This is a genomic window from Pseudoalteromonas atlantica (assembly GCF_043641955.1).
Taxonomy (GTDB): domain Bacteria; phylum Pseudomonadota; class Gammaproteobacteria; order Enterobacterales; family Alteromonadaceae; genus Pseudoalteromonas; species Pseudoalteromonas atlantica_A.
On the sequence record NZ_JBHZRV010000006.1, the window covers coordinates 23,420 to 36,911 of the forward strand.

Annotated in this window: 13 protein-coding genes; 3 read left to right on the top strand and 10 right to left on the bottom strand. The window is 41.1% G+C overall.

Features of this window, described 5'->3' with window-relative positions; all coding sequences use genetic code 11:
* Positions 1-44: 44 nt before the first annotated feature.
* The 9 genes from ACHUE3_RS12730 to zapE all read right to left on the bottom strand — a co-directional run bounded on the left by ACHUE3_RS12730 (position 45) and on the right by zapE (position 8,907).
* The gene (locus ACHUE3_RS12730) at positions 45-2,105 is read right to left on the bottom strand and encodes a M13 family metallopeptidase (RefSeq protein WP_394192790.1); all 2,061 of its coding nucleotides are present in this window, start codon (positions 2,103-2,105) and stop codon (positions 45-47) included.
* Between the two features lie 225 nt (positions 2,106-2,330).
* Complete coding sequence (locus ACHUE3_RS12735; RefSeq protein WP_394192791.1) at positions 2,331-2,771, bottom strand: ClpXP protease specificity-enhancing factor; 441 nt, start codon at positions 2,769-2,771, stop codon at positions 2,331-2,333.
* Positions 2,771-3,397 (bottom strand): stringent starvation protein SspA, encoded by a 627-nt coding sequence (gene sspA / locus ACHUE3_RS12740; protein ID WP_394192792.1) that lies wholly within the window; start codon positions 3,395-3,397, stop codon positions 2,771-2,773. Before sspA ends, ACHUE3_RS12735 begins: the two co-directional genes overlap by 1 nt.
* A 79-nt stretch (positions 3,398-3,476) precedes the next feature.
* Positions 3,477-4,220, bottom strand: coding sequence for a cytochrome c1 (locus ACHUE3_RS12745; RefSeq protein ID WP_394192793.1), 744 nt, complete (start codon positions 4,218-4,220; stop codon positions 3,477-3,479).
* On the bottom strand, positions 4,217-5,482 hold the full coding sequence (locus ACHUE3_RS12750) for a cytochrome b (protein WP_058560964.1): 1,266 nt from the start codon (positions 5,480-5,482) through the stop codon (positions 4,217-4,219). Before ACHUE3_RS12750 ends, ACHUE3_RS12745 begins: the two co-directional genes overlap by 4 nt.
* Positions 5,482-6,072, bottom strand: coding sequence for a ubiquinol-cytochrome c reductase iron-sulfur subunit (petA, locus tag ACHUE3_RS12755; RefSeq protein ID WP_058560963.1), 591 nt, complete (start codon positions 6,070-6,072; stop codon positions 5,482-5,484). The genes ACHUE3_RS12750 and petA overlap by 1 nt, the downstream gene beginning before the upstream one ends.
* A gap of 665 nt (positions 6,073-6,737) precedes the next feature.
* A complete protein-coding gene (gene rpsI / locus ACHUE3_RS12760) occupies positions 6,738-7,130 on the bottom strand; it encodes a 30S ribosomal protein S9 (protein WP_024600778.1) in 393 nt (130 codons plus the stop codon).
* Between the two features lie 8 nt (positions 7,131-7,138).
* Complete coding sequence (gene rplM, locus ACHUE3_RS12765) at positions 7,139-7,567, bottom strand: 50S ribosomal protein L13 (RefSeq protein ID WP_002957960.1); 429 nt, start codon at positions 7,565-7,567, stop codon at positions 7,139-7,141.
* Between the two features lie 251 nt (positions 7,568-7,818).
* Positions 7,819-8,907 carry a cell division protein ZapE gene (gene zapE / locus ACHUE3_RS12770; protein WP_394192794.1) on the bottom strand — a complete coding sequence of 363 codons (1,089 nt, stop codon included), beginning with the start codon at positions 8,905-8,907 and terminating at the stop codon, positions 7,819-7,821.
* Positions 8,908-9,085: 178 nt separating this feature from the next.
* On the opposite strand from zapE, the gene ACHUE3_RS12775 reads away from it, so the two are divergent.
* The 3 genes from ACHUE3_RS12775 to ACHUE3_RS12785 all read left to right on the top strand — a co-directional run bounded on the left by ACHUE3_RS12775 (position 9,086) and on the right by ACHUE3_RS12785 (position 12,194).
* Positions 9,086-9,529, top strand: a complete 444-nt coding sequence (locus tag ACHUE3_RS12775; RefSeq protein WP_394192795.1) for a Z-ring associated ZapG family protein — start codon at positions 9,086-9,088, stop codon at positions 9,527-9,529.
* A gap of 127 nt (positions 9,530-9,656) precedes the next feature.
* Positions 9,657-11,009, top strand: coding sequence for a Do family serine endopeptidase (locus ACHUE3_RS12780; protein WP_394192796.1), 1,353 nt, complete (start codon positions 9,657-9,659; stop codon positions 11,007-11,009).
* A gap of 102 nt (positions 11,010-11,111) precedes the next feature.
* Complete coding sequence (locus ACHUE3_RS12785; RefSeq protein ID WP_394192797.1) at positions 11,112-12,194, top strand: trypsin-like peptidase domain-containing protein; 1,083 nt, start codon at positions 11,112-11,114, stop codon at positions 12,192-12,194.
* Positions 12,195-12,232: 38 nt separating this feature from the next.
* Here ACHUE3_RS12785 and murA read toward each other — a convergent pair whose 3' ends face one another.
* Positions 12,233-13,492 carry a UDP-N-acetylglucosamine 1-carboxyvinyltransferase gene (gene murA, locus ACHUE3_RS12790; protein WP_394192798.1) on the bottom strand — a complete coding sequence of 420 codons (1,260 nt, stop codon included), beginning with the start codon at positions 13,490-13,492 and terminating at the stop codon, positions 12,233-12,235.

The window sequence follows — 13,492 nt, forward strand, 5'->3', positions numbered from 1 at the left end:
TTAAAAACTTAAGCATGAATGACTTGGTATTTATCCCAACCTTATTACCAAATTTTTACTCGTTCTTCTGGTTTTATGTACATTTTGTCACCTTCTTTGACATCAAATGCTTGATAAAACTCTGGCATGTTAGACAAAATACCAATAACTCGGTAATGACTCGGTGAGTGAGAGTCAGTCATCAGTCTGTTGCGTAACTCTTCATCACGATATTTACGACGCCAGATTTGTGACCAACCCATAAAGAAGCGCTGTTCACCAGTGTAGCCATCAATGATAGGCGCTTTGGTTTCACCTAATGATAATTGGTATGCGGTATAGGCAACGGTTAAACCACCTAAATCACCAATGTTTTCGCCTAATGTTAACTCACCATTCACCGCTGCATCTTCAAATGGCTTATATTCATTATATTGCGCAACTAGCTGCGCTGTACGCTCTTCAAACTGCTTTAAATCTGACTCGCTCCACCAGTTGCGCAAGTTACCATCACCATCATATTTTGCACCTTGATCGTCAAAACCATGCCCTAACTCATGTCCAATAACAGCACCGATTGCCCCGTAATTTACAGCATCATCTGCCTCTAAGTTAAAGAAAGGAGGTTGCAGTATTGCTGCTGGGAATACTATTTCATTATTAACCGGGTTGTAATACGCGTTAACCGTTTGTGGAGTCATATGCCATTCAGACCGATCAACAGGTTGACCAAGCTTCGCCGTCATATCTGCGTATGACCATTCGCTAAAGCGAATATAATTTCCAACCAAATCATCCGATTTGATTTCCAACTTAGAGTAATCTTTCCACTTGTCGGGGTAACCAATTTTAGGCGTGAACTTGTCCAGCTTCTCTTTGGCTGCTAATTTTGTTTCAGGACTCATCCATTCTAGGTTTTCAATAGCAACACCATAGCCTAGAATCACGTTATCGACTAACTCTTCCATTCGTGCTTTGGCTTCAGGCGGGAAGTTTTCTTTAACGTAAACCTTGCCTAAAATTTCGCCCAAGACACTGTTAGAGGCATCAACCGTTTTTTTCCATAATGGGGCTTGTTCTTTTACACCTCGTAAGGTGGTACTGTAAAAATCAAAGTTTAAGTTGACCAAATCTTTGTTTAACAGCCTTGCATAATTATTAACGAAATGAAATTTCAAATAATTTTTCCATATATCTAAATCCGTTTCGCTATAAATACTGGCAAATTTTTCAAAGTAACTAGGCTGCCCAACAATAATATCCGTTGAATCCACACCTGAGGCTGTAAAATATGTCTCTAGGTCAAATGTACCTGTAAGCTTACTAGCATCAGATATACTCATCTTATTGTAAGATTTAGTTGCATCGCGGCTTTCCACTCTGCTCCATTGTGCCTGTGCGATGGTTTTCTCTAATGCTAAGATTGTGTCTGCGGCATTTTTTGCATTTCCTACATTTGCTCGTTCAAGCACAGCAGTAATGTATGCCTTATACTCTTCACGTATTTTGCTAAATTTTTCATCATCTTTTAAATAATAATCACGATCAGGTAGACCCAGACCTGACTGATAAGCATAAAGAGCATATTCACTTGAATTTTTAGCGTCATTGTTAACATACCAACCAAACGGTACGCTACCACCTTGAATACGTAACTGGGCCATTAACGTGACCAAATCACTTTTAGCTTTAACTTCATCAATATTCATTAACACAGGCGTTAAAGGCTGAATGCCAAGCACTTCACGTTTAGCTTCATTCATGTAGCTATTATAAAATGCGGCTAGTTTAAATTCGTCAGTACCAGCTTTAACCTCTTTATTCGCTGCTGCATTTTCTAATACAGCCTTCATTGCTTTTTGAGAGTCGTCATATAGCTGTGTAAATGAACCATAATTAGATTTATCACCCGGAATCTCTGTCGTCTCTAACCACTGACCATTCACGTGATAGTAAAAGTCATCTTGCGCTCGAACTGATTTATCCATATTAGCCAGTTCTATTCCTGAATCTAATAGCTGGACTTGCGCTTGAGGTGTTACTATTTCTGCTTGTTGTTTTTCACCACACCCTACTAAACCTAATGCCAGTGCGATACTTGCTGCCGTAAGCGTTACTTTTTTCATGAAAGCCTCGTTTATTAATTATTGATTGAATACGTAGAAGCGATAAACCTCATCAACCTATTCGCATCCACTATATTAAACCTGATCAACAAAACAATATATGACTGAGCATTGGCAAACGATTTTAATGTGTAACAAAGTTTATCAAGTCGTATACCTAAACTGTATATGATCTTTCAGACACAAAAAAACCGCTATAAAGCGGCTTTTTTAATTATTCACGTTTTATTTAATAACACGTAAATGTGACCCTTTCTTCTTGTCAGGTTTAGGTGACTCAGGCTCATCAATGATCGGTTCATCAACTAATTCAACCGGCTCTGGCTGTAGTGCAAAATCGTCTTCGTCCTCTAAAAACTCTTCTGCGGTAAATACAGTTCCTTCACCGTTTTCACGTGCATATATTGCAAGTACAGCACCTATTGGTACATATACTTGCATTGGTTGACCACCAAATCGAGCATTAAAACTCAATTGTTGGTTATCCATCGAAAACTGCGTAACGGCTGACGGGCTAACATTCAAAACAATTTGGCCATCTTGGACAAACTGCGTTGGAATTTGCACGGCAGGAAAATCAGCGTTCACTACTAAATGTGGTGTACATTGATTATCAACAATCCAATCAAAAAATGCACGGAGCAAATAAGGACGATTAGATGTCATTACAAACGGATCTCACGCTCAGCTTCCGTTAAAGAAGCTTGGAAAGATTCACGTTCGAATAAACGAATCATGTACTCTTTCATTTCTTTAGAACCTGCACCATTTAGCTCAATACCAAGTTCTGGTAAACGCCATAATAGAGGTGCTAAGTAACAATCAACTAAACTGAACTCTTCGCTCATAAAGTATGGCGCTTCAGTGAAGATTGCTGATACTGCTAGTAGTGCTTCAGTAAGCTCTTTACGTGCTTGGGCTGACTCAGTACCATTAGCATATATTTTTGCTGCTAGGCTATACCAGTCAGTATCGATACGATGCATCATCAAACGGCTACGACCACGCATTACCGGGTAAACAGGCATTAGTGGAGGATGAGGAAAACGTTCATCAAGGTATTCCATGATGATGTTTGCCTGATATAAACCAAGCTCACGGTCAATCAGTGTTGGCACTGTACCGTAAGGGTTAATTTCGTGAAGTGCTTCTGGCAGATTATCCTTTTCAGCCAAATGAATATCTACACTTACACCTTTTTCTGCAAGTACAATGCGTACTTGGTGACTATACATACAGTTAGCACCAGAAAAAAGGGTCATTACAGGGCGCTTATTGGCAGCTACGGCCATGCCTACCTCCATTATATAACTAAAACAGCAATAGGGGCTTAAGCCCCTATTGCAAAATTACCTTTAAATATGTTCAAAATTAATGAACATCTCTCCAGTATTCTTTCTTCAGCATGAATGCCAAGATAAATAGGATAATTAAGAACCCTATTACCTTAATACCTAACGCTTCAGACTCAAGACGTGTAGGTTCACCTACATACTCAAGGAAGTTAGTTAAGTCACGAGCCGCTTGGTCGTATTCATCCACGCTCATTTCGCCTGTACCATCTGTTTCAGTGCCGACGACCTTAGTCACTTTGTGACCATTTTCTTCAACTTCTTCGACAATAGGTGTTGGTAAACCTTGCAGCTCTTGCAGAACATGCGGCATACCTACTGACGGGAATAACGTATTATTCACGCCAAATGGACGAGATTCATCTTTGTAAAATGACTTTAAGTAAGTGTAAATCCAATCACTACCACGAACTCGTGCAACATTGGTTAAATCAGGTGGCGCTGCGCCAAACCATTTTGCAGCATCTTCTTTAGCCATCGCATTGGTAATGTGGCTACCTACTTTTGAACCATCAAAAATAAGTTGCTCTTGACCAACATCTGTTGGAATACCAATATCACGGAAAGTACGTTCATAACGTTGGTACTGCATTTGGTGACAACCAAGGCAGTAATTCATGAACAACTTTGCGCCACGTTGTAAAGATGGTTGATCAGATATATCGTTACCCGCTTCCATTAAAGGAACTGACGGGCCAGCCGCCATTGCAGGTAACACGTTTACTGATAAAGCGAATAAACCAATAAGTAGTTTTTTCATCATTTCGTTAACCTCTCAGGCAATGGCTTAGTTTTTTCATTCTTACTGTAAACAAATAACAGTACGAAGAACATAAAGTAAGTCACAGTACAGACTTGCGAAACAATCGTTTTAAAGTCAGTTTGAGGTGTAGCACCAACCCAACCTAAGAGAACGAAAGTTACAACAAAACCTGCAATATTCCATTTATGGAAACCACAACGGTAACGAACTGAACGAACCGAACCACGGTCAATCCAAGGTAATAATGCTAGTACGACTATTGATGCACCCATTGCTGCAACACCCATTAATTTATCAGGGATTGCACGTAAGATTGCATAGAATGGCGTAAAGTACCAAACAGGGAAAATATGCTCTGGTGTTTTAAGTGGGTTAGCAGCTTCAAAATTTGGCGCTTCTAGGAAGAAACCGCCCATAGCTGGCATAAAGAACACAACCCAACAGAACAAGATTAAGAAACCAACCACGCCCACAATATCTTTTACTGTGTAATAAGGGTGGAACGGTATCGCATCGATGATGTCTTTCTTATCAGTATAGTATTCATGGAACTTAAATTTAGGCTTGTCTTCTTCGGCCACGGTTCCTTTTTTACGTTTATTATCAATACCGTCAGGGTTGTTTGAACCCACTTCGTGTAGTGCAACAATGTGTAAAAATACTAAGATAACAATAACCAATGGCAATGCAATTACATGCAGTGCAAAGAAGCGGTTAAGCGTTGCACCAGAAATTACGTAGTCACCACGGATCCACAGTGTTAAATCGTCACCAATAACCGGAATAGCACCGAATAGTGAGATAATTACCTGTGCACCCCAGAACGACATTTGGCCCCATGGTAATAAGTACCCCATGAACGCTTCAGCCATTAGGGCTAAGAAAATGAACATACCGAATAACCACAGTAATTCACGCGGCTTTTGGTAAGAACCGTAGATCATGCCACGGAACATATGAAGGTATACAACAATGAAGAATGCTGATGCACCCGTTGAATGTAGATAGCGTAAAAGCCAACCATACTCAACATCACGCATGATGTATTCAATAGAAGCGAACGCCCCTTCAGCTGAAGGCACGTAGTTCATTGTTAACCAAATCCCAGTTAGGATTTGGTTTACTAGTACCAACATGGCTAGAGAGCCAAAGAAGTACCAGAAGTTAAAGTTTTTAGGTGCTGGATACTGTGCAATATGCATGTTCCAAACACGTGTCATTGGGATACGGTCGTCTATCCAATCAACAATTTTTCCAAACATTAGGCCACCCCTTGTTCTTCGCCCACTAAAATAGTGGTCTCATCAAGAAAAGTATATGGTGGAATTTCTAGGTTTAATGGTGCTGGTACCGATTGGAAAACACGGCCAGCCATATCAAATTTAGAACCATGACATGGACAGTAAAAACCGTCTTCAGTCCCTTCCACTTTCTCACCAAAGCCACCTTGTAGGAAGCTAGGTGAACACCCTAGATGCGTACAAATACCAACAGCGACAAAAATCTCTGGACGTATTGAACGGAAATCATTCGTTGATGATTCTAATTGTTGTGGCTCTTGCGATTGCGGATCACGAAGTTGACCTTCGTGAGCTTTCATCTGCTCAAGCATTTTTGGGGTCCGTGATACAACCCATACAGGTTTACCACGCCACTCGACACGTATTAATTGTCCTGGCTCAAGTTTGCTGATATCTACTTCTACAGGCGCACCCGCAGATTTAGCTCGCTCACTTGGATTCCAAGACGCAATAAAAGGAACAGCAGCCCCAGCCGCACCAACACCACCAACAACAGAGGTAGCTATGGTTAAAAAGCGACGTCGGCCATTGTCTACAGGCGCATTGCTCATCCACTTATCTCCACTATGATTCCCAACACTTGCTATATTGAGAACATCAGTTACAGCAGGTTAATTTTTCGAAATTTTAAAATAGAAGCGATCATAATTAAAACCCATTATTAAAACAAGGTTATTAACAGCCTCATGCTCGAATAATCCTGACTTTATCAAAAACTGATTAAGCTAGCTCGAGCATAGAGCCGTCTCTATGATATAACTTTTACAAAAACAATATACTGACCAAGATCAACCTCACTAAGAGGAAGCAGATAAACTGCACATGGTGCTGTTGAACTCACTCACATTACTTGCCAGACAATTGTAGCAAAAAAATCCATCAATTAACTGATGGATTTACACTTATTATGATTATTATTGAACTTTTTTTAAAGTTATACGCAGTAAAGGCCCAAGCAGGTTAATTATTAGGCGCATATTTAATACTCGTTTGCTGATTACTTGTAAAAAGTGCGAGTTTCTCAAATTTACTGCAATCCGTTTTAAAGGGATGCATAGAGCTTTGGGGGGGCGTGGGATTCTTTTGCTCGTAGGATTGGTGATACTCAACCCACGCTACGGTGTATAGGGTGACACTGTGTTTATCGCTAATTTTTTCATCCATAAACAAAAAACCCAGCCGAAGCTGGGTTTTTGGAATTCTGTAAAACGTAATATTAACGTTTTGAGAACTGTGGACGCTTACGTGCTTTCTTAAGACCCACTTTCTTACGCTCAACTTTACGCGCATCACGAGTAACGAAACCGGCTTTACGAAGTTGTGGACGTAGTGACTCGTCAAACTCCATAAGTGCACGAGTGATACCGTGACGGATTGCGCCAGCTTGACCAGTAGTACCACCACCTGCAACAGTGATGTGTAAGTCAAACTTTTCAGTCATATCTACAAGCTCAAGAGCTTGACGAACAACCATACGTGCTGTTTCGCGACCAAAGTACTCTTCTAAAGAGCGCTTGTTGATTACGATGTTACCAGTGCCTGGGCGTAAGAATACGCGAGCACTTGAACTTTTACGACGACCTGTACCGTAGTATTGATTTGCCATGATAGTGCTCCTTAAATGTCTAGAACCTGAGGCTGTTGTGCAGCATGGTTGTGCTCAGTACCCGCGTAAACTTTAAGTTTACGGTACATAGCGCGGCCTAAAGGACCACGTGGCAACATGCCTTTAACAGCTTTTTCGATGATCATTTCAGGCTTTGCAGCTTGAAGTTTATCAAAAGTAGTAGACTTAAGACCACCTGGGAAACCAGAGTGAGCGTAGTAAACTTTATCTTTGAATTTGTTACCAGTTACAGTAACTTTCTCCGCGTTGATAACGATGATGTAATCACCAGTATCTACGTGTGGAGTATATTCAGCTTTGTGCTTACCGCGTAGGCGATGAGCGATTTCAGTAGCGATGCGACCTAAAGTTTTACCTTCAGCGTCAACTACGTACCAGTCACGTTTTACTGTTTCTGGCTTAGCAACAAACGTTTTCATTTATAAAAATCCAATGTTTTTCAATTAAAACCACAGGTAATTATTATTAATTACCGCTCTAAATGTTTGCTCCAACCCCTTCGAGTTTAAGACTTTTGCGCCATTCAAAAGAGGCTAAGCTAATGAAGGCAATAGAACGCAACGTGGCAGACGCGGGAGTATACCAGCACTTAAACCACATTGCTACCTAGCGCTTGTTTTTTCCGCAAGAAATTTAAGTGCTCTATCTAATTAACCAAAGTTCAGGTTCATTAAGCTAAATGCTCTCTTGCAAGATACTCCAGTGACTGCATTTCTTGTAACCGACTAATACAACGCTTGAACTCAAAGTTTAGATTCCCTTGAGTATAAAGTTCAGTGATCGGTTTTTCTGCTGAGATGATTAGTGTCACATTACGCTCATAAAATTCATCAACTAATGCTATAAAGCGGCGCGCGGCATCGTCGTTACTTTGTCCAAGCTGCTTTACATTTGATAAAATAACCGTGTTATACAAACGGCTTATTTCCATATAATCGACTTGGCTGCGGGCCGTTTCACATAACTCAGGGAAATCAAACATCACAATACAATCTGATACCTTACGAGTTTTGATCATCCGCCCTTCAATTTCTATCGTTGTATCCAAGGTGCCCGGCTCTGGTGATAACTTATCAAAGTATTCAAACAAGTTCTTATCGGCCTGTGCATCTAGTGGGCTGTGAAATATTTCAGCTTGCTCAAGTGTGCGCAAGCGATAATCAATACCCGAATCAACATTAACGATTTCAGTATTTTCATTAACTAATGCAATCGCAGGTAAAAAACGTGCACGCTGAAGTCCATTGCGATAAAGCTCATCTGGCACAATATTAGAAGTCGCCACTAAAACAATGCCACGTTCAAATAACGCTTCCATTAAACCACCCAGCAACATAGCGTCGGTGATGTCTTGTACAAAAAACTCATCAAAGCAGATGATGTCTGTTTCTGCTTTAAATATATCCGCAACAATTTCGAGTGGGTTAGATTTATTATTTAGTTTTTTCAACTCATCATGTACACGATGCATAAAGCGATGAAAATGCACACGCATCTTGCGCTCACCGGGTAGCGCTTCATAAAATGTATCAACTAAGTAGGTTTTACCGCGCCCTACACCCCCCCAAAAGTACAGGCCTTTTATAGTTGGCGTGCTATCTTTATTAAATAGCTTTGCAAACCAGCCTTTTTCAGCTGGCTTTGCAGCGGTTAAGTCATCGTATAGTCGCTGTAAATGACGCACTGCATTTTCTTGCGCAGCATCATGTACAAAATCATCACGCTGTAAATCTTGCTGGTATTTTTGCCAAGGAGTCATAGGTAGTTACAATAAAACACGGTTTAATTTGCGCAATATATTAACACGCATCGTAACTCGGGGTATATTAGAGATAGTAAGATTTATATAACCTGAGCTCAGGTTACATAAGCACAGACTAAACTTATTAATTACACACGCAATTTTTTCGTTTTTATTTCCCAAAGGGGTAGAATTTATGGGCACCGTTACTTGGATTGGTATTATTGTTATTGTTGCCGTAGCAGCATTCTTTTTGGGCGCTTTTGTGACTAAAAAACAATTTAAGCAAGATGAACTAGAAGAACAAGCAGAGCAAGCTAAGCATGCACTAGAGCAGTATCGCCAAGATGTTGCCGATCACTTAGCAAGTACCGGTAAGCTAGTAAATCGCATGAAAGACAATTATGACCAGCTTTTAAACCATGTTGATGAAACAAATAAGTTATTACTTAATGACAAAAAGCAGCATCCTGCAGAACCTTTTTTCTCAAAAGAAACCACAGAACAGCTTCAACGTTCTTTAAAGGAACGTCAAAGCGATCGTTCATCTGCCAATGCTCAGCCTGCTGATTATGTCTCGGGTGAATCTGGTTTATTTGCTGGTGACAACAAAGTTTCGGAACAATCGAAAGCATCTTGAGGAACTTTTTTTTGACCCCATAGTCTTTAGATATAACAGCTTTATATAATATCTATACCTTAATGAGGCTGCTATTTGCAGCCTTTTTAGTTTTTACTTTTCCTGTGATGTGGAGTAAACCTTGACTATGAAAATGAAATTATCGTTAATCAGCGCAGCTGTTCTATCTGCGAGCCTACTATTAACCCCTGCAGTTTCAATGGCAAAAATGCCAATTGCAGTAAATGGTCAACAATTACCAACTTTAGCCCCAATGCTAGAACAAATCACCCCAGGTGTTGTGAGTATACAAGTATCAGGCTCTAAAGAAGTACGCAGACGCGCCGATCCCCTTGACTTCTTTTTTGGTAATCCTCAACCACGCAGCCAAAAGCGTGAATTTAGTGGACTAGGGTCCGGTGTTATTATTGATGCCGATGAAGGCTATGTAGTAACCAATAATCACGTTGTGCAAGATGCAGAAAAAATGCTTGTTACACTTGAAGATGGCCGCGAGTACGAAGCTAAACGGATCGGCAGTGATAAAGAATCTGACATTGCCCTATTACAAATTGATGCTGATGACTTGGTCGAAATCAAACTAGCTAATTCAGATCAACTGCGTGTGGGTGATTTTGCAGTCGCAATCGGTAACCCATTTGGCTTAAGCCACACAGTAACATCAGGTATTGTTAGTGCGCTTGGTCGCAGCGGCTTAAATATTGAAGGTTATGAAGATTTCATTCAAACAGATGCGGCAATAAATCAAGGTAATTCAGGTGGCGCATTAGTTAATTTAAATGGTGAACTGATTGGTATTAATACCGCCATATTAGGCGCATCAGGTGGAAATGTAGGCATTGGTTTTGCTATTCCTTCTAATATGATGAAAAACCTAGTAGATCAAATAATTGAACATGGTGAAACCCGCAGAGGATCTCTGGGTATTTCTGGCCGCCCACTTGATGCAGGCCTTGCAAAAGCACAGAAACTCGATGTTAAGCAAGGGGCCTATGTCATGCAAGTAATGGATGATTCTGCCGCTAGTAAATCAGGTATTAAAGCGGGTGATGTAATTACTAGTGTTGATGGCACTGATATCAGCGGGTTCCATGAACTGCGCAGTAAGATTGCGACACTAGGCGAAGGTAAAAAAGTGAAACTGGGTATTTACCGTGACGGTAAAGTAAAAATAGTTAATGTAACTCTTGATGGTGCTTCTGGTCAAAGCGCTTCAGGTGATGAATTACACCCAGCATTCCAAGGTGCAACACTTAAAACAACCCAGCGAAATGGCGCAAAAGGTGTTGAGCTTACATCTGTTGATCCTCGTTCTCCTGCCGCACGTGTTGGCTTAGAAGAAGGTGATATTATTATGCAGGTTAACCGTCAACGTGTAGAAAATATCAGAGACATGAATGAAATCATCGAAAACACTAGAGGCAATATCGTCCTTGGCGTACAAAGAGGGCGCGAATCTGTGTTTGTATTGATCCAATAATATAAATATTGATTAAATAACGAAATTTATAACAGCGGCACTTGCCGCTGTTATTTTTTTTGTGCCAAAATAAAGGGATTGCCCTCTAATAATAAGAATACCGTGCTAAAATTTTTTAAATTTGTACTTCCCCCTTTATTTGCTGGCCTCGGTATCGCTTTCTTAGTGGTATTCTTTAGCCCTAATATGCGAGCAAGTCTTTTACCGAATGTTGCCCTGCCCAGCGCTATAACAAGTCAACACCTGAGCTTTTCTGAAGCAGTAGAGCGAGCTGGGCCATCCGTTGTCACCATTTTCTCTGAGAGTATTTCTAGCCAGCCCCGATACAAACGCCAAAACACTGTTCAAGAACTAGGCTCAGGCGTTATCATGTCCAGTGATGGTTACATATTAACTAACTATCATGTGATTAATAACGCAGATCAAATAATGGTGATCCTCACTGATGGTCGCCGCTTTTTTGATGTGCAACTTATTGGCTTTGACACAATTACCGATTTGGCGTTATTAAAAATTAATGCTGAGCACTTGCCCGTTATCCCGGTGAATAATAACTTTAATCCACGTGTGGGTGATGTAGTACTCGCTATAGGAAACCCACTAAATTTAGGGCAAACAATTACCCAAGGAATAATCAGCGCAACAGGAAAACAAAAAATTACTGACAGCCCATTCAATAGCTTGTTACAAATGGATGCTGCTATAAATGTAGGAAACTCAGGTGGCGCGTTAGTTAACTCTAGAGGTGATTTGGTGGGGATCACATCGGCACAGTTCAAAACACGTGAAAATTTGGATATTCAAGGTATTTTCTTCGCTGTGCCCTATTCTTTAGCAAAAGAAGTAATGGATAAACTAATACGTCATGGCCGTGTTGTAAGAGGTTACTTAGGCTTTACAGGCACCGCTGTTGATAATACAGGTAAAGAGGTCAGCGACAATTATACGCCCGTTGCAGGGCTTCGTATAACAAGCCTAGACCCTTTTGGTCCTGCATGGCAGGCTGGTATAAAAGAGCAAGATATAATCGTTAAGATAGCAGGGAAAGATGTCAGTAACCCACAACGTACGCTTACGTTAATAGGAAATTCTGAACCCGGAAATGAGATTGAGTTTCAGCTTTATCGAAGTGGGGAAATTTTAAAAGTGATGGTCAAAGTGGCCGAACTTGAAACAGAACTATAAAACCTAGGGCCTAGAGCTAGGACCTAGGTTCTAGGCGATTAACTACTTCTGCGTTTGATGTTTGCACCTAGTGCGCTGAGCTTATCTTCAATACGCTGGTAACCACGATCAACATGATAGATACGATCAACTATAGTTTCACCTTTGGCTACAATTCCCGTTAAAATCAAACTCGCCGAAGCACGCAAATCTGTTGCCATCACTTGCGCACCGCTTAAGCTTTCGGTCTCACCACAAATTGCAGTGTTTCCCTCTAAACGGATATTAGCCCCCATACGCTGTAGTTCTGGTACGTGCATGAAACGGTTTTCAAAAATTGTTTCAGTGATTGTTGCACTGCCATTAGCCACCACATTAAGCGCTGTAAACTGCGCTTGCATATCAGTTGGAAAGCCAGGGTGTGGCATAGTTTTAATATTAACCGCTTTTAATTCACGGTTACGCATATCTAAATATATGCTGTCATCGGTCACTTCGACTAGTGCATTGGCTGCGCGAAGCTTTTCAATAACAGGTTCAAGGCTGTGAAAATCAGTTGATTTACATAGCACCTCGCCACCTGCCATTGCCGCCGCAACCAAGAAAGTACCGGTTTCTATGCGATCAGGTAAAATACGATGCTCACAACCATTTAGCTTTTCAACACCTTCGACCTCAATGCGGCTAGTGCCTGCACCCGATATTTTAGCCCCCATCGCAGTTAAGCAGGCCGCTAAATCAGCGATCTCTGGTTCACGTGCTGCATTTTCTAGAACGGTCTTACCATCAGCCAAAGTCGCTGCCATTAGCAAGTTCTCAGTTGCACCAACACTGACCATTTCCATGAAGATTTCAGCGCCTTTCAAGCGCCCTTCTACACTGGCATTAATGTAGCCGTTTTCAACCTTGATCGTCGCGCCCATGCGCTCAAGGCCTTGAATATGGATATCAACAGGGCGTGCACCGATAGCACAGCCACCAGGAAGGGAAACCTGAGCTTCACCAAAGCGAGCTACCAAAGGCCCTAAAGCAAGAACCGAGGCGCGCATTTGTTTTACTAACTCGTAAGGTGCGAGTGTTTTATTGACTGTCGCACCATCAATAACAAGTTGGTCATTTTGCCACAGCACTTGTGCACCGAGCGTCTGTAATAGCGCTTCTGTTGTGCCAATATCACGTAGCCGTGGGACATTTTTGAAGGTACTTTTTCCATCAGCCAATAGCGCAGCAAAAAGAATAGGTAATGCGGCATTTTTAGCGCCAGAAATGGTAACTTCACCAGCTAAGCCAGTGCCACCTTGAATTACAAATTGATCCAT

Bases quoted from the DNA above. Each gene is read 5' to 3' on its own strand.
- ACHUE3_RS12735 (WP_394192791.1), bottom strand. From the start codon at position 2,771: ATGACATCTAATCGTCCTTATTTGCTCCGTGCATTTTTTGATTGGATT.
- ACHUE3_RS12730 (WP_394192790.1), bottom strand. From the start codon at position 2,105: ATGAAAAAAGTAACGCTTACGGCAGCAAGTATCGCACTGGCATTAGGT.
- zapE (WP_394192794.1), bottom strand. From the start codon at position 8,907: ATGACTCCTTGGCAAAAATACCAGCAAGATTTACAGCGTGATGATTTT.
- ACHUE3_RS12775 (WP_394192795.1), top strand. From the start codon at position 9,086: ATGGGCACCGTTACTTGGATTGGTATTATTGTTATTGTTGCCGTAGCA.
- murA (WP_394192798.1), bottom strand. From the start codon at position 13,492: ATGGATCAATTTGTAATTCAAGGTGGCACTGGCTTAGCTGGTGAAGTT.
- sspA (WP_394192792.1), bottom strand. From the start codon at position 3,397: ATGGCCGTAGCTGCCAATAAGCGCCCTGTAATGACCCTTTTTTCTGGT.
- ACHUE3_RS12750 (WP_058560964.1), bottom strand. From the start codon at position 5,482: ATGTTTGGAAAAATTGTTGATTGGATAGACGACCGTATCCCAATGACA.
- petA (WP_058560963.1), bottom strand. From the start codon at position 6,072: ATGAGCAATGCGCCTGTAGACAATGGCCGACGTCGCTTTTTAACCATA.
- ACHUE3_RS12745 (WP_394192793.1), bottom strand. From the start codon at position 4,220: ATGATGAAAAAACTACTTATTGGTTTATTCGCTTTATCAGTAAACGTG.
- ACHUE3_RS12780 (WP_394192796.1), top strand. From the start codon at position 9,657: ATGAAAATGAAATTATCGTTAATCAGCGCAGCTGTTCTATCTGCGAGC.
- rplM (WP_002957960.1), bottom strand. From the start codon at position 7,567: ATGAAAACGTTTGTTGCTAAGCCAGAAACAGTAAAACGTGACTGGTAC.